This window comes from Burkholderia sp. 572 (assembly GCF_040545135.1).
GTDB classification, from domain to species: Bacteria; Pseudomonadota; Gammaproteobacteria; order Burkholderiales; family Burkholderiaceae; genus Burkholderia; species Burkholderia cepacia.
Window position 1 is genome coordinate 1 of record NZ_JBEPLH010000003.1, and the last position, 17,480, is coordinate 17,480.

Sequence of the window (17,480 nt, forward strand, 5' to 3'; positions counted from 1 at the left end):
GGTAACGATCCACCAGACGCTGGAGCTGACGCACGGTCACGCCCAGTCGTTCGGCCGCGCGTCCGGGCTTGAGTCCCATGTCCACCACGGCCTGGGTTACCTTCAGACGGTCGAGTTCTCGCATGTTCAGTGTCACCAGTGCACCTGGATACATCGCAGCCTCCGGCGCCGGACAACCGGCAGCCGGACAGCTTACGCGGCCCGAAAGCGGACATTTCTATGTAGCCAAAAGCGGACATTTCAATCTAGCCACTACAACACAAACTACCGATAATTCACGTTATGTCAATTCGAAAAATTGAACAAACTGCTGCCGGGTCGTGGCGGCCGGACGTGCCGCGACGCGTGGCACGAACCTGGGTCGGCGGGCGTGCCGACGTTACAACTTGGGATCGCGCTTGCCGGTCATGCATTCGTGCCGTCCGCCGCGTGTATAGACGTCCACGCGCGCAATCTGCGACATCGAACCACCGGAGTACACCGTCAAACGGCCGATGCCCAGTGGGGCCAAGAGCCGGGACAGCATCGGTCTGCAGGCAGGCGCGCATGTCGTCCGGTCATTGATCAGGGTGACCTCATCGCCGAGCAGGCCTTCACGATGCCCCAGCAATAAAGTGCCCGCCTCGGAGTGAAATAGAAATTGAAACGTGTTTCCCTTTGACCCATCAAGGCCGAGGCATTGACGCCACGCCCGCGTCAACTGGAAATCCTGGGTCTCCCGCAAAGTGGAATTGATCCCGTACACGCGATCCGAGCCCAAGATCGTGCCGATCGATCCCAATTTATCCCCGGTCTTGAACCGGCCATCAGGATTGTTTGGCAGATCGAGCCCTCTTCTTTCCCGAAATGACCGGATTCTTTGATAGCCGTCAAATGGCGTTTCCTCTCGTTTAAGACCGAGAGGATCTCGCCAGCCAAATACGTTGGGCGCGTATTGGTATGGGTTGATTCCACCATCGATTCGAATGGGGTCCTGGCTGACGAAGCTCCCGATCGCCGGATCGTAATATCGGTATCGGTTGTAGTGCAGGCCCGTTTCCCAGTCCTCGTACTGCCCCTGGAGCCGTAGTCGCTGATCGTCGGCAGCGTGCATCCGGGCTGAACCGACATGCCCCCACGCCCCGTAGCGCCCTTCCCAGATGATTGCACTGGATTGATCGATCAGTCGTGTCGGCGCCCCGCTGGGCTCGGTTTGAAAGAACACGTTGCGCGCCGCAGATTCCGAAGCCGCCGTCGACTGATCCGAACGGTTCTTCGGTGCGTATCGCAACGCTGCCAGCGGCCGAAACGTACCAGGGTAATAAACCCACTCGCACGATTCTCCGTAGCCATCCGCCGGAGATATGTCGACCGGGCCCGCTCCCCAGCCGGGATCCAGCTCGTTGACGACATTGATCAACGGCACGTCGACGTTCTGGTCCGGGCGCGCTATTTCACCCACCAACGCGTCGCCGTCCCAAAAGTAATCGTGACGGTGCGACCTGACTGTCGATGCTGATACCGACCCGGCCGGCGCGTCAGGCTTGTCGAGGATCTGCGTAGTCTTCCGGATGCGCCGCTGAAAGACGTCGTACGCGTAGCGGGTATGAATACGACTCGCCTGGATCGCAGGGTCCGCCGGGATGCGTACCGCCGATGTTTCGACCAGCAGCCCGTCGCCGTCCCAGCGCAGCAGCAAATCCTGTTGCGCGTCACGCTTGCGTATCAGGTTGCCGGTACGATCGAACGTATAACGACAGCCATCGTGCTCGCCCTCGCGTACCCAGGCATCGAGTGGCAATGTCGGGTCCGACACACCGGTGCGATGGCCCGGGTTGCTTCTCGTCGTCAACAGGTCGCCCGCAGGATCGTGCAGGAAGCGCAGCAGTTTGCCGCTCGGGTCGAGGTGTGCGGTCAGCTTGCCCATCGGGTCGTAATCGAAACGTTCGATACCGAGTCGGGAGTCGCGCTTCTCGGTCATCTCGCCGTTGGCATCATATGTGTACTCGGTGGCAAAGATGGCGCCGGTACCGGACAACAATGTTTGCCGTGCCAGTTGCCCCTCCTTCGTGTACACCAGCTCGCGTCGCAACGCCTCGCCCAGGTATTCCACGCAGATCCGGCCAAGCGCGTCCCGCTCGAGCTTGACGGGCGCGGCATCGTCGATCTGGATCGAGGCGACGGCGCCGAAAGCGTCGTAGCCGTAGCGTACGGTGTGCGTCACCGTTTCGTGACCGGTCACGAGCCGTGTGCGGCGCTCGATGCGCCGCCCGACCGTATCGTACCGGTAAGCGATGACGAAATCGTCGCCTTGCCCTTCTTCAATGAGGCGGCCTGCGTCGTCGTAGCCCAGTCTGAGGCAACTGTCCGGATTCTGCGCCCCGACGAGCCTGCCGATGCGGTCGTATTCGAATTTCTCGATGCGGAAACCGTCGGCCTGTCTGGCGTCCGCGACCTGCTTCTGCACCACGCGCCCGAACCTGTCGGTCAGGTAGAGAACAGCCAGCCCGGCCGGGTCGACACTCCGTCGCAGTTCGCCGAACTCGCCATACTCGTAGCGACGCAGTTGGCCCCAGTAGTCGACTTCCTCGACAATGCGGCCCATCGCATCGCGCTTGAGCTGGTATCGTTCGCCGCGCTCGTTGATGACGCCAATGAGCCGGCCTTCCGTATCGTACTGGTATTCGACGCTGGTTCCGTCCAGCGATAGCCGTTTGGTGATTCGCCCCAGCGTCGAGTACTGAAGCTGCGCCGTAGCGCCGGCCGGATCGCGATAGTGCGTCAGGTTGCCGTCGGCATCGTACCCGCACAGAATCTCCTTCCCGCTCGGCTCGATTGCGCGCGTCAAATTGCCATTGCGATCGTATTCGTACCGACTCGTCTGTCCGAGCGCGTCGATCACTTCGACGAGATGTCCTCGCGCATCGTGCCGATAGAGCGTTCGATGACCGAGTGGGTCCGTCACCGCCGCCAGATGACCGTCGCGGTCGTATTCGAATCGCGAAAGTTCGCCGCATGGTCCGATCTGTGCGACAAGCTGTCCGTACGAGTCGTACTCGTAACGAGAGGTCGCATTCGACGGCGTCATTTGTGCAAGCAAATTGCCTCGCTCATCCCATTCGTATCGCCATTGTCGTTCGCCGGGCAACGTCACGCAGACCGGATGATGGTTCGAGTCGTACTCGGTTCGAATCGACCTGCCATCCGGCAGCGTTTCCATCACGAGATTGCCGCGCCGATCGTATGCCCACGACGTGATACGTCCGGCGGCATCGGTCGCGACACTCGTGCGTCCCCTTGCCTCGTACCGGTAACTCGTGATACCGCCGAGCGGATCCAGCTCGAATACAGGCATGCCCTGCGCGTTCAGTTGCAGTACTGTCGTATGTCCCAACGAATTGGTGATACACGTTTGCATTCGTGTGCGGTCGTACACAAACCGGTAATTGAACAAGCCGTCGTCGCCCCATGCATGGTCGACGCGCCAAACGCCGTCGTCGTCGGTGCAGTAATGGTAATGAAACGACATGCCCCGCGCGGTCGTATGCCTGACGATCCGATGCCCGTCCGCATAATCGAAGCGATACGGGCATCCCATTGCATCGACCGCGGCACGCAAGTTGCCGTCTCGATCATGCTCGTAGGTAACAAGCGGATGCGCGTGTCCATTCGCGTCGACCAGCGTCAATGCGGTCAGCAATCCGGCATGCGCGGCGCCGTTCGCATCATGACGCGTAGCGTCCCGGATCTCGCATGCGATGACGCGCCCGGTTGCGCCATCCCGTCTCCATTCGGCGATGCGTTCGAGTCGTCCGCCCTGATCGCGTTCGAAGACCCATGCATTTCCGTTCGGGTCGGAGATGCGATGGATGGGCAGCGTCGGTCTCGACTCGCCGCTCGGCGGGATAATCGTTTGCCGCCATTGCGGCGGCAACGGGAATCCGTATTCGATGCTTTCGCGCGTGCGCAGCAAAAGCCGGTCGCCGAGCAGGTACAACGCATCCGCTTGCTGCCAGTCGCATTCGCGCGAGGACCAGCCTTCGGTCGCGGGCAGTGCATCGAACGCAGTCGTATGATCCGGAAGATGGGCGACCACGCCGATCGCGTCGCCGTTCGGCAACAGCTCCAGCCGGATATCCGCTGGCGTCTGCCAACCTGCTCCAACGGCACCGACATGCGTATCGTGACTTGAATAGTATCGATCCCACTCGAGCGGCAAGCGTCCCGATACGATGAAGTCGCGTTGCTCCACGACCACTTCACCCGTCGACGCGTCCACCGGCTCCGCGTGCAACACCTTGCAGCGCAAGAACCCCGGCTTCAAATGCAGCTTGTCCGCCAGCGTCTTCGCCCACTTCGATCCCCGAAATGCCTTGAACAACCCCTTCGCCGCCGCGGCCATGTTCATGATCGGTGGTCCGCCCACCAACACGGGCCTTCCTGCCGGAATCGGCAGCATCACCGAACTCGGCATCGACGGATAGGTTCGATCGGTATGCGCGCTGTTATGCGGTGGCGGCTCCATCCCGATCGACCAGCAACTCAACGCCTCCAGCGCCATGTACGACATCGGATCGTTGTTGGCGAGCACCGTCTTGCTGCCCATGAACGATTCCCCGTCATTTGACGGTTCGAACTCGGCCGGCGGCGGGGCAAACGATTCGCCAAGCGGAAAATGCAAACCCGGAACGTGATACGCATGCGTTCCGGCCGTGGCCCGCATCATGCCGTTCACGAAAATCGGCCTGCCGCTGCCGCCACCCGATCCGACGTTCGAGCCAAGATCGTCGCTGATGCGATTCTTGATCGTGTTGGCTGCTTTCGCCAGTTTCATCCCCTCGGCGACATTGGGGTCGCTGGTCAGTTCATTGACCTGCTGGCCCGCTTCATCGGCGAGGTGTTCGAGCTTCGCCACATCTTCAGGGTGATCTTCGATGTATTCGGCCACCTTCTCCTGCACGATCATCATCGCAATGCAGCCGGCCACAGCCTTTGCGGCCTGGATGTACTCGCGCAGATCGAGCATGAACCCGACATGGGGGTGCGGCAGGAACACCGGTGGCGTACCCGGCGTGACCAGTACCGAATGAACGTCCACGCCAACAACGGGATCCAGATGCTTGACGGCCAGAAGTGCCACGGTTTCGCCCCCGCTCAGCGACCACTGCGCAACGCCGCGACCTTCTCGCTCAACGCGTTGCGCCGTTGGTCCTGTACACCGAGCTGCGACACCATCCACTCGACAACCATCGGCAGATTGCTGTTCGCCCGCATCGGCTCGTCGATCATCAATCCCGCATCGAGCGCGTTGAACCCGGCCTCCAGCGCATGGTCACGCTCCCCTGCCCGCTCCCAGCACACCGCGCTCATCCGCCATGCCTCGACCGTCATCAGCCCGTCCTTCGCGGCGGTAGTCGACGCCACCGCACGCTCATAGCAATACGCCGAGTGCGCATAATCCCCGTGCGTCAGATGCACGCTCGCTTCGCCGAACAAACCATTCGCGACAAGCTTGTGCCCGGCCGGATGCCCTGCTTCGACCGCACGCATCCCGCTGCTGACAGCGCTGCGATACGCTTCGATCGCACGCGCGCGATCGCGCCACTTCAGATATGCCGAACCTGCGATCAAATGGACGACCACGCACTGATCAAACCACTCCTCGCGTTCCGCGACGCCCAGTGCCGCCGCACGCAGTTCCTCGAGCCGTGCGGGACTGCCGCCTTCGATCATCTCGGTCAGCATCACGAAGTGCCGTCGGAACTCGCCGCTCGGCCCGCGCTCGCCCGATTCCGCCAGCAATTCGCGCGGCACACTCGCCATCGAATATTTTCCCCGTACGACACGCACTGCCGCCCGATGCCGTTGCATCAACGCAGCAAACGGTGCGATTTCGATACGCGGCACGACAAAGCGCAATCGCTCGGCAAGCTGCGGCGCGATTGCAATGATCGACAGCACATCGTCCATCCATCGCACCCATGCCGCGTCATCCCGCACTTTCGCCGGCTCCAGCACGAACACCATCGCCGGAAAAACATCCGGATGGTGCTGCATCAGGCTGTCGGTAACCGCGAACAGATACAGCAACGGATTCTTGCCGTCGTCATACGGCGGCTGCCAGTTCGCACGCACGCCCTGCGCATCAGACCCCTCTCGCCGGCTGTCGTAGAACACAACGAGTTCATCCGTCAATGCCTTTGCATAACCCGATTCATCGACGAACGACGCCCGCATCGTCCTGACCGCGCACGACGTCTCGTCCTGAACCTGGAAATACAGCCGCACGAGTTCCGAATCGGTCTCGTCGGTCTGCCAGACCATCAACCTCGCGGCTTTGTCTTTCGCGAAACTCATCCAGTCCGCATGCGCATCCATGAACCTGCGCTCCACCGGATTGGTCGGCTGCCAGTTCTGCATTCGTGCGGGCCTCCGTCACGGGTTCAGTTTCAGGACGGCGCCTTCGACCGTGTGCTCCGCAGTCGCCGACGACGTCACCGTCTTGCCGTTCACGCTGTGGGTGTTCGTGCCGGTCGACGCGACGTTGACGCCCTGGATCATGATGGTGCCGTCGCTTTTCATCACGATGCTCGACATCCCGCAGACGAGCGCAAGCTGATCGCCTGCGTTGACGAGCACCTGATGCTGCACGTTCGTCGTATGGTTCGCGCCGACGTTGACGGTGTGCTCACCACCGACCGTGTGCGTGTGCGCATTCGCAATCGTCGAAGTGCGCGTGCCGATCTCTTCGGTATGCGCCGACGCAACCAGCGTCTTCATGTCCTGCGACGTCGTCTGATACATCTGCCCGACGTTCAGCGTCTTGGCTTCGCCGATCGTTTCGGTCTTGGCTTTTGCAACCGTTTCGGTGTGCGCGCCACCGATGGTCGCATCCCGATTCGCGGCAATCGTCACGGTTTCGTTCTGTCCGACCGTTCGCGTCCGGTTGCCGACGACCCCATGCGTCTCGTTCGCCCCGATCTGCGCGACCCGGTTCTGCCCGATATTCACCGTCTCGTTCTGCCCCACGCTCCGTTGCCGGTTGTTCTTCACCTGCATCGTTTCGTCGTTCCCGACCGTATGCGTATGGTTGTTCCCGACGGAAAGCGAATGATCGAGCTCCGTCTCCGCATCGAAATTCCGTTCCGCGTGCATCCAGAGCTGCTCGGCGCCCTTCTTGTCCTCGAACCGGAACGCATTCGCATGCTCGGTCGTCCCGCCCGGTGACGAGCGCGACAGCAACCCGCTCTGCGTCGCGCTTCCGGGCAGCCCCCACGGCGGCATCTTTTCGCCGTTGTAAACCCGCCCGGTCACGATCGGCTCGTCCGGATCGCCGTTCAGGAAATCCACGACGACCTCGTCGCCTACCCGCGGAATCTGCACACCACCGAACCCACCACCCGCCCAAGGACTCGACACCCGTACCCAGCACGACGAATCCTGATTGCTTTGCCCATATCGATCCCACCGGAACTGCAGCTTCACGCGCCCGTATTGATCGGTCCAGATTTCCTCCCCCGGCGGCCCGACCACGGTGGCCGTCTGCGGCCCGTTGGTGCGTGGCCGCGGCGTGTCGCGCGGTGACCGGTAAGGCAGGCTCGACGGCTGCACGAGCATCATCGTCTGATGCACCACAGCCTCCGCGCCCTGATCGCTCGCATACACGTTCTCCTGAAAGCGGTACTGGCACCGCACGATCAGGTATTCGCGGTTCTGGTCGGCGCGCGGGCAACGTTCGAGCGTGAACAGGTAACCGGGCGCGACACCGCGCACATCGGTATCGGCACTCGCCCGCTCATGCTCGGCCTGCTGCTCCTCGAGCCGAACGCGGCTGTAATGTGCGCCTGGCGCATCGTCGCGATAGCCGCCCGGCCACTCAAACGACGCAAAACTGTCGTGATCGTGCCCACGCGGATCGACCTTCTGCGACGAAAGGTCGGCACGCGGCTTCGTATAGTCGTAGTCGGTGGTCTGGTGCCGGCCGACGCTCACTTCCTGCGCGGGCAGCCAGCCGTCGATGCGCTCTTCGTCGGCGATCGCTGTGCGGTCGCGCGCGATGTACGGAATCGTCTCGTAGCCGGGCAGCGCCGTGTGCGACGACATCGCGTCGCCCAGCATCAGCGTATGCGTATCCTCGGCGTGCCTGAACCAGAAGTAGATCCCCTCGAACTCCATCAGCCGCGACACGAACGCAGCGTCGGTCTCGTTGTACTGCACGCAGTAATCGCGCGGCACGTACGTCTCCGCCAGGTGGCTCTCGATCGGAAAGCCGTACGTCGACAGGACCTCCTGCACGATCTCCGGCACGGTCTTGTTCTGGAAGATCCGGCAATCGGAGCGGCGCGTCGCGAGCCACAACCAGGGCCGCACGATCAGTTCGTAGCCGTAGTACCGCTCGGCGCGCCGGCCGGCGAGCGACGCGCGCGCCACGATGCCGTTCAGGTAACGCGTCGACAGGTCCTGCTGTTCGATCCGGACCGTCACGGGCTTGCCGAGCATGTCCTTCAGCGACAGGCTGTGACTGTCAGCGAGCGCCTCGATCCGGAATTCGAACAGCCGGCCGAGTTCGTCGCTGCCGTCGAGCGTATGGAACTTGAGGTCGTCGCCGTGCGGGCTGTCGAGTGTGAATACGCGATTCAAGTCGCCTCCTCCTCGTCGAACCGGTATGCGAATTCGCCGTCGGCCGCGCCCAGCTCGATCGACGACAGCGTGCGGCCCTCGAGCGTCGCCTGCAGGATCGCGCGGCCGATGCGCGGCATCACGGTATGCGTGAGGATCGCGTCGACCATCCGGCCGCCGGACTCGATCGTCCGGCAGCGCTCGACGACCAGTGCGGTCGCCGCGTCGGTGCAGCGCAGCCGGATACCGTGATGCGCGTCGATCCGTTGCTCGATCCGCCGCAACTGCAGGGCGACGATCCGTGCAAGCGTCGCGTCGGTGAGCGGGTAGTACGGCACGACGGTCAGCCGGCCGAGCAGCGCGGCGGGAAACACGTCGAGCAGCGGCGCGCGCAGTGCATCGGCGAGCGTCTGCACGTCGGGCAGGCGCTCGGGATCGCGGCACAGCTGCATCACGCGATCGGCGCCGACGTTCGACGTCAGCAGGATCACCGTATGCCGGAAATCGATGTCGCGCCCCTCGCCGTCCTCCATCCAGCCCTTGTCGAACACCTGGAAGAAAATCTCGTGCACGTCGCGGTGCGCCTTCTCGATCTCGTCGAGCAGCACGACGCTGTATGGGCGCCGGCGCACGGCCTCGGTGAGCACGCCACCCTGCCCGTAGCCGACATAGCCGGGCGGCGCACCCTTCAGCGTCGACACGGTATGCGCCTCCTGGAACTCGCTCATGTTGATGGTGATCGCGTTGTGTTCGCCGCCGTACAGCGTGTCGGCCAGCGCGAGCGCGGTTTCGGTCTTGCCGACGCCGGACGGTCCGCACAGCAGGAACACACCATGCGGCTTCTTCGGGTCGTCCAGCCTGGCGCGCGCGGTCTGGATGCGCTCGGCGATCAGCTCGACCGCGTGCTTCTGGCCGACGACGCGCTCGCCGAGCGTATCGGCGAGCTTCAGCACGGCCTGCGTTTCGTCGCGCACCATCCGGCCGAGCGGAATACCGGTCCAGTCGGCGACGACGGCGGCCACGGCGTGCGTGTCGACGGCGGGCAGCACGAGCGGCGCATCGCCCTGCAGGTCGGCCAGCGCCTGCTGGGCGGCCGACAGGCGGGCTTGAGCGGCGCCGCGCGCGTCGGCGTCGAGCACGTGCGACGGGTCGTCGTCGAGCAGCAGCGCGCGGGCATCGACGATCGCCGTCAACGCGTCGCGTTCGGTCTGCCAGCGCGTGTCGAGCCGGTCGAGCTCGGCCCGGGCAGTGGCGATGTCGTGATCGATCGCATCGCGCCGCGCGGTATCGCCGGTGCCGAGCGCGCATTCGCGTCCGATCCGCTCCTGTTCGACGCGCAGGCTGTCGATGCGGCGGCGCGCATCCTCGATCGGCGCGGGCACCGCGTGCTGGCTGACGGCGACGCGCGCGCAGGCCGTGTCGAGCAGGCTGATCGCCTTGTCCGGCAACTGGCGGGCGGGAATGTAACGGTGCGACAGCGTGACGGCGGCCTGCAGCGCGTCGTCGAGCACGAGCACGCGGTGATGTGCCTCGAGCTTCCCGGCCAGGCCGCGCAGCATCGTCAGCGCGGCCGCCTCTTCCGGTTCGTGCACGTGCACGAGCTGGAAGCGTCGCGTCAGCGCCGGGTCCTTCTCGATGTACTGCTTGTACTCGGACCACGTGGTCGCGCCGATCGTGCGCAGCAGGCCGCGCGCGAGCGCGGGCTTCAGCAGGTTCGCGGCGTCGCCGGTGCCGGCGGCCCCGCCCGCGCCGACGAGCGTGTGGACTTCATCGATGAACAGGATCGCCGGCCGCTCGGACGACATCGCCTCGTCGATCACGCCGCGCAGCCGGCTCTCGAACTCGCCCTTCACGCTCGCGCCGGCCTGCAGCAGCCCGATGTCGAGCAGGTACAGCGCGACGTCGCGCAGCGACGGCGGCACGTCGCCGGCGGCGATCCGCAGCGCGAAGCCTTCCGCAACGGCCGTCTTGCCGACGCCGGCCTCGCCGACCAGCAGCGGGTTGTTCTGCCGGCGCCGCAGCAGGATGTCGACGATCTGGCGAATCTCGGCGTCGCGCCCGATGACCGGGTCGATCTCGCCGGCCCGCGCGCGGGCGGTCAGGTCGACGGCGAAGCGTGCGAGCGCCGGGCCGTCCGCGGCGCCGGCCGCGCCGCGCATCGCCGTGCCGCCGCCCGGCGTCGCTTGCCCGGCCGGCGGCGCCTCGGGCGAGCCTTCGACGATCGATTCGAGCGCGTCGGCGAGCACGTCCGGCACGATGCGCTCGAATTCGCGCGTGATCGCCAGCAGCACGTTGCGCAACTGCGGCGTCTTCAGGATGGCGAGCAGCAGCACCGCGCCGCGAATGCGCGTCGCGTCGTACTTCAGCGTCGCGTATACCCACGCACGTTCGACGGCGTCGTCGATATGCACGGACAGATCCGACACCGAGCCCGCGCCGCGCGGCAGCTTGTCGAGCGCGGCGACGAGCCCGCGGTCGATCGCGGCGTCATCGATCGTGAAGTGGCGCAGCACGCGCTGCAGGTCGCCGTCGGGGCGTTGCAGCATCTGCTTGAACCAGTGCGCGAGCTCGACGTACGGATTGCCGCGCAACCGGCAGAAGCCGGTCGCCTGCTCGAGCGTCTCGTAGAGGAACGGATTCAGTTTTCCGAACAGGTTGACGCGGCCGATATCGGACATGACGGTTCCCGTTTAGGCGGTTTCGCGATGAAGGGGGGCGCCGGCGCGCCGCACGTCGTAGCGGACGACGAGGTCGCGCGCGGGACCCGGTTCGAGCCGCTGCCCGAGCCACGCGGTGCGGCCGATGCCCTGCGGCGCGCCGAGCGCGATCGCCGGCACTGCGTCGGCCGCCAGTTCGAGCTGCACGTCCCAGTCGAACTCGATGCCGACGTATTCGCACACCCATGACGCGAGCTGCCGGGCATGCGGGCCGCCCGGCAGGAAGCGGCGGTACGCGTCGAGCGACAGCGGGCCGAGCACGATCCGGAAGCGCGACTGCGCATCGCGCACCGCGATGCCGAGCGCGACGGCGCCCAGCCGCAAGGTCGGCCGCGTCGCGCGGATCGTGCAGCGCTGCGACCGCTCGATCGCGACCCATTGCGGCACGTGCTCGACGATGCGGGCCTCGACACCGAAATGCCGGCGCAGGATCTGCACGAGCCCTTCCGGGTTGCGCGTGTGCCGGACGAGATGGCCGGCATGGAAATAACGCGCATGCGGCGCGAGCGTGTCGGCGTCGGCATGCGCGGCGGGATCGTTGTCGTGCGCCGCGCGCCCGATCAGGCTCGCGACATACCCGTCGAAGCGCGCGCGTTCCGGGCGATCGAGGCTCACCGTCGGCTGCGCGTCGGCCCACGCGCGGTAGAACAGCAGGATCAGCCGGTGATGAAACAGGTCGGCGAACGCGGCAAACGTCGGGTCGTCGTGCTGCGCGGCGCGTTCGTGCGCGTATTCGGTCAGGTGCGTCGGCAGCGGCCCGTTCGGGCCGAACAGCCCGAATCCGTGAATCGCAATGCGCGGCGGCACGGTGCCGTCGTCGGTCACGCCGGCGAGCATCGACGCCGCGAACGCGAGCGACGGTTGCTGCCCGAGCCGCACCGGCTCGTCGCGCGGCCGCGTGGCATGGCCGAGCGGCGCGCGGCCGGGCGACAGCGCATCGAGCCAGCGCAGCGCCTGGAACAGGTCGTAACCGTGCGGCGCGGCACGCAGGCGCGCCCACCACGCGTCGCGGCGTGCGGCTTCGGTGGCCGTTCCGGCACGCGGAAACATGTCGCGCGTCATATCGCGGGCCGCCTGCCGACACGCGCCGGCCAGTGCGCGAGCGTGCCGCGCTGCGCGCTGGTCAGCACGCATTCGGCGAACGCGTTGATCGACACGTGGCGCGCGAAGAACTGTTCGAGCACCGCGCCGAGCAGGAACGGGCTGTCGCCGGAGAACGCATGATCGTCGACGGTCACGTCGACCTGCACGCCACGCCCGAACATCAGGGGGCCGGACGCCGGCAGCCGGCGGAACACAGGCGAGAACGCCACGCGCAGCACGCCGTCGATCTGCCGGCGCATCGCGGCATCGGCCGGGTCGGCGTGCAGGCCGAGCAGTTCGCGCAGCGCATGCGCGCCCTCGTCGTCGTCGAGATCGGTCAGCGTGTGACGTGCGAGCCCGAGATGGCGGATCAGCCGCCACGCGGTTTGCGCGTCGGCGATCGGCGGGCGCGGCCGCGACGGGCCGCGGATCGCGACGATGCTGTCGACCGGGGCCGACACGCGCAGCGTGAACGTGTTCGCGTCGCCGGGCGGCTGCAGCAGCACGAGGTCGCGGTTCGTGCACAGCGTGTCGGCCGCCAGGTAGCGCATCGTCTCGTCGTACGGCGCGCACTGGCTGTCGACGAGCGACACGTAGGTCTCGCTGCCGACGTAGCCGGTGCGCGTGCCGTTCGCGCGCGCCTGGGCGGAGACGAGCCGCGGTTCGCGCCGCACCGTGTAGTACGCGCCGTGGTTGCCGTCGTCGCCGGCGAACGACGCGTGAAACGGCCGGAATTCGCGCGACTGGCCGTCGTCGCGCTGCTCGCTCGCGAGGCGCTGCACCGCATAGACCTCGTAGTCGAGCGGCCGGCTGCGATCGACGACGACATGGTGTTCGCGCGCTCCCGGCTGCAACTGAATGCGATCGGCGCGGCGCGCGAACAGGTTCACGGCCGGCGTGCAGTTCAGCGCGAGGTGGCGCGCGCTGACGGCCGCCTCGAGCGCGGCGTCGTGGCGGTCGAACAGCACGGTCAGTTCGAACTCGTCGCCGGTCGCGCGTGCGAGCGCGGCACGCAGCCCGCCGATGCTGAAGAACAGGAAGCGCGCCGGAAACGCGAAATACTCGCGCAGGAGCCGGTAGCCGTGGAAGCTGCGGCCGTCGTCGGGCAGGATCGCCTGCGCGGGATCGAAACCCTCGTGGACGATCGCGTCGGCATCGAGCGTATGCAGCCAGCGCGGCGGCTGCGCCGGATCGTGGCACACGACGCCGAGCGCATGGGCGGCGATCAGTTCGAGCAGGTGCAGCGCGTCGCGCTCGGGGCCCGCGAGATGGAACGTCAGCCGGTCGAGCGGCAGTTGCGACAGCCTGGCGCCGCCGCGCGCCTTCAGCCGGATGCGCAGCGCACCGCGCACGTCCTGCCGTGCGGCGACGACGCCGCGCGGCAGCCACGACGGTGCGCCGGTGACGCTCGCATCGGTCAGTTCGAGCGGCCACAGCGTCAGGTCGTGCGCGGTACGGAATTCGCACGCGGTCTGCTCGGACGCGGCCGGCCGTGCACGCAGCGCCGTGCCGGCCGGCAGCCGCCAGCCTTGCGCGAGGCTGCCTTCGTTCAGCATCGGCGCGAACCGCACGATCGCCATCGACGGCAGCGGCGCGACATAGCCGGGATACACGGCATCGAGCAGCGCCTGCGTGAAGCGCGGAAACTCGGCGTCCATCTTCAACTGCACGCGCGCGGTGAGGAAGCTGAAGCCCTCGAGCAGCCGCTCGACGTACGGGTCGGGCGGCCCCGATTCATTGAGCCGCAGCCGCGCGGCCACCTTCGGGAACTGCTGCGCGAATTCGCCGCCGAGCTCGCGCAGGTACGCGAGTTCACGGTTGTAGTAATCGAGCAGTCGCGTATCCATCGCGTCAGGCTCCCGCCACGGATTGCAGCGACATCGCGCCCGTCTCGAGATCGAGGTCGGAGCGCAGCACGAATTCGAGCGGATGCGGGATCGACCACAGCGTGCCGCGAATCTCGAACAGCAGCACGTTGTGGCGCCGTTCACCGGCGCGGCCGCCCGGCGCATCGGTCACGCTGCGGACGTCGATGCTGTCGGGCGCGATGCGCGGCTCGAAGCGGACGATCGCGTCGCGGATCGACGCCTCGACCGACATCCGCTCGACGCCCGACATCGGCTTGCCGACGAGCGGCCGCATCCCGTAGTTGAGCACCGACGCCTGCGCGTGCGCGAACGCCGGCCAGTCGACGAAACCGTCCTCGGCGTTGCGCGTGTTGAGCAGCCACGCGAGATCGCGCAGCACGGCCGCACGCAGGCGTTCGGTGCCGATCCACTGCGCGCCGGGCGCTTCGCTCGCGCGCTGGGGCGTGTCGTCGGTGAGCCGGTCGAGCAGCGCGGGCTGAAGCCGGTCGCGCAGGTTGCCCTCCCGGCCGTCGCGGGTTCGCGGGTCGTCCATGGTCGTCTCCGCGCCGTCACATCTCGGTGTTTTCCTTGATGTTCCAGCCGACGGTCACCTCCGCGCCCTTGCCGCCGTTGTCGTTCTGCTGCCAGTACTGCTTCTTCACCTTCGCGGCCTGGAAGCCGTAATGCATCATCAGCCGGTCGGCGACGTCGCCCGGATCGATCCCCGCGACCTGCGCGGACGTGACGAGCACCTCCTGCAGCGTCACGCGCATGAACTCGACCTGCGTGCCGCCCGTCTTGCACGCGGAGATCTCGACCGACGACAAATGCTTGCCGTTCGCGCAGTTCTTGATGATCGCTGGTGCCCCCTTGTCCATGTAGGCGGCGACGACCAGATCGTTGAAGCTCGCCTTGCCCGCGTTGCCGCCGCTGCCGCTCGCCATGGCGCCCGGCTGGCTCGCGCCCCACGTGAACGACTGGATGTCGGTCCAGCCCTTGTGCTGCGCGTCCGCCGATTCGCCGGTCACGCCGTCCACCTTCATAAACATTGCCACGCCCATAACCGTCTCCGTTTCAGTGCGATGTCAGGATGAATGCCGCGTTGAAGTCCGATCGTTGCATGCGCCACCGCTCATTCGTTGGCCGCCTTCGCGGTCGGCAGCCGCGAGATGAGCCGCAGCGACACGGTGAGCCCTTCGAGCTGGTAATGCGGCCGCAGGAAGAATTTCGACGTGTAGTAGCCGGGGTTGTCCTCGACCTCGTCGACGACCACCTGCGCGGCCGCGAGCGGCTTGCGCGCCTTGGTTTCCTGCGACGAATTGACGGGGTCGCCGTCGACGTAGTTCATGATCCAGTCGTTCAGCCAGCGCTCCATGTCGTCGCGTTCGCGGAACGAGCCGATCTTGTCGCGCACGATGCACTTCAGGTAATGCGCGAAGCGGCAGCACGCGAACAGGTACGGCAGGCGGCCGGACAGGCGCGCGTTCGCGGTCGCGTCGGGATCGTGGTACTCGGCCGGCTGGTACAGCGACTGCGCGCCGATGAACGCCGCGAAATCCGAGTTCTTCCGGTGCACGAACGGCATGAAGCCGTTCTTCGCGAGTTCGGCCTCGCGGCGGTCGCTGATCGCGATCTCGGTCGGGCACTTCTGGTCGACGCCGCCGTCGTCGGTCGGGAACGTGTGGCTCGGCAGCCCTTCGACCGCCCCGCCCGATTCGACGCCGCGGATCGACGAACACCAGCCGTACTGCTTGAACGAGCGGTTGATGTTCGCGGCCATCGCGTACGCCGAGTTCGCCCACGTGTAGCGGTCGTGGTTCGCGGCGTCGGTGTCTTCCTCGAAGTCGAATTCGTCGACCGGGTTGGTGCGCGCGCCGTACGGCAGCCGCGCGAGAAAGCGCGGCATCGCGAGCCCGATGTAGCGCGAATCCTCCGATTGCCGCAGGCTGCGCCACGCCGCATATTCGGTGTTCTGGAAGATCTTCGTCAGGTCGCGCGGGTTCGACAGCTCCTGCCACGAATCCATCTGCATCAGCTCGGGCGACGCGCCGGCGATGAACGGCGCGTGCGCGGCCGCCGCGATCTTCGACAGCTCGCCGAGCATCTCGACGTCGGGCGGGCTGTGGTTGAAATGGAAATCGCCGACCAGGCAGCCGAACGGCTCGCCGCCGAACTGCCCGTATTCCTCCTCGTAGATCTTGCGGAACAGCGGGCTCTGGTCCCACGCGACGCCCTTGTAGCGTTTCAGCGTCCGCGCGACTTCGTTGCGCGACGCCGGCAGCGCCTTGATCTTCAGCAGCTCGTCGGTCTCGGTGTGCGTGACGAGGTAATGCAGCCCGCGCCACGCGCCTTCGAGCGTCTGGAACTCGTTGTGATGCAGGATCTGGTTGATCTGCTCGGACAGCTTGCGGTCGATCTCCGCGATGATCTGCTTCACGCTGCCGTACGCGTCGTTCGTCATGCCGACCATATGTTCGAGCGCCTGCTGCGCAAGCGTGCGCACCGCGCGCTCGACCGATTCGCGCGCCTCGGCCGTCTTCGGCTTGAACTCCTTCTGCAGCAGCGCCGCGAATTCGTCGTGCGCGACGGCGGGTCGCGCGGCATCGCGCGCATCGGCGCGGGACTGGACAGGATCATTCATCGCGGGCCTCCGGTTGGGTCGCGTCGCCGCTCTGCGCGCTCGCGTGCGGTTCGCGCACGAGCGTCTTCAGCAGGTCGGGGTCGTTGATCGCGCGTTCGATCAGTTGCTCGGCACCGTGCTTGCCGTCCATGTACGACAGCAGGTTCGACAGCTCGGTGCGCGCCTCCAGCAGCCGGCGCAGCGCGTCGACGTTGCGTGCGATCGCGGCCGGCGAGAAATCGTCGATCTGCTCGAACGTCATGTCGACGTTGAGCATCCCTTCGCCCGTCAGCGTGTTCGGCACCTGGAACGCGACGCGCGGCGCGACCGATTTCATCCGCTCGTCGAAGTTGTCGACGTCGATCTCGAGAAACTTGCGCTCCGGCAGGTCCGGCAGCGGCTCGGCGCGCTTGCCCGCCAGGTCCGAAATCACGCCCATCACGAATGGCAGCTGCACCTTGCGTTCGGCGCCGTAGGTCTCGACGTCATACTCGATCTGCACGCGCGGCGCCCGATTGCGCGCGATGAACTTCTGTCCGCTGCCCGCCGCCTTAGTTCTGTCCGTCATCGTCCACTCCTTCACATCGATCAGGTTGCGCAGTCCGTCGTTGCCGC

10 protein-coding genes are annotated in these 17,480 nt (G+C 66.0%); all 10 read right to left on the reverse strand.

Annotated features, from left to right (window positions below):
• Window positions 1-379: 379 nt before the first annotated feature.
• The 10 genes from ABIC51_RS06275 to tssB all read right to left on the reverse strand — a co-directional run bounded on the left by ABIC51_RS06275 (window position 380) and on the right by tssB (window position 17,433).
• Window positions 380-5,119, reverse strand: a complete 4,740-nt coding sequence (locus tag ABIC51_RS06275; protein WP_175897949.1) for an RHS repeat-associated core domain-containing protein — start codon at window positions 5,117-5,119, stop codon at window positions 380-382.
• Window positions 5,120-5,133: 14 nt separating this feature from the next.
• Window positions 5,134-6,399 (reverse strand): tetratricopeptide repeat protein, encoded by a 1,266-nt coding sequence (locus tag ABIC51_RS06280; protein WP_175897950.1) that lies wholly within the window; start codon window positions 6,397-6,399, stop codon window positions 5,134-5,136.
• Window positions 6,400-6,414: 15 nt separating this feature from the next.
• Complete coding sequence (locus tag ABIC51_RS06285) at window positions 6,415-8,619, reverse strand: type VI secretion system Vgr family protein (RefSeq protein ID WP_175897951.1); 2,205 nt, start codon at window positions 8,617-8,619, stop codon at window positions 6,415-6,417.
• Window positions 8,616-11,276, reverse strand: a complete 2,661-nt coding sequence (gene tssH / locus ABIC51_RS06290) for a type VI secretion system ATPase TssH (protein ID WP_175897952.1) — start codon at window positions 11,274-11,276, stop codon at window positions 8,616-8,618. Before tssH ends, ABIC51_RS06285 begins: the two co-directional genes overlap by 4 nt.
• Before the next feature lie 12 nt (window positions 11,277-11,288).
• Window positions 11,289-12,365: a type VI secretion system baseplate subunit TssG gene (gene tssG / locus ABIC51_RS06295; protein ID WP_226128383.1), complete on the reverse strand. Its 1,077-nt coding sequence runs from the start codon at window positions 12,363-12,365 to the stop codon at window positions 11,289-11,291.
• 8 nt (window positions 12,366-12,373) lie between these two features.
• Entirely contained in the window at window positions 12,374-14,245 is a 1,872-nt protein-coding gene (gene tssF / locus ABIC51_RS06300) for a type VI secretion system baseplate subunit TssF (protein WP_124838467.1), read from the reverse strand.
• 4 nt (window positions 14,246-14,249) lie between these two features.
• Entirely contained in the window at window positions 14,250-14,798 is a 549-nt protein-coding gene (gene tssE, locus ABIC51_RS06305; RefSeq protein ID WP_021157089.1) for a type VI secretion system baseplate subunit TssE, read from the reverse strand.
• 16 nt (window positions 14,799-14,814) lie between these two features.
• Entirely contained in the window at window positions 14,815-15,306 is a 492-nt protein-coding gene (locus tag ABIC51_RS06310; protein ID WP_027791618.1) for an Hcp family type VI secretion system effector, read from the reverse strand.
• A 71-nt stretch (window positions 15,307-15,377) separates the two neighbouring features.
• Entirely contained in the window at window positions 15,378-16,886 is a 1,509-nt protein-coding gene (gene tssC / locus ABIC51_RS06315) for a type VI secretion system contractile sheath large subunit (RefSeq protein ID WP_354006385.1), read from the reverse strand.
• The gene (gene tssB, locus ABIC51_RS06320) at window positions 16,879-17,433 is read right to left on the reverse strand and encodes a type VI secretion system contractile sheath small subunit (protein ID WP_027791616.1); all 555 of its coding nucleotides are present in this window, start codon (window positions 17,431-17,433) and stop codon (window positions 16,879-16,881) included. The genes tssC and tssB overlap by 8 nt, the downstream gene beginning before the upstream one ends.
• Window positions 17,434-17,480: the final 47 nt, after the last annotated feature.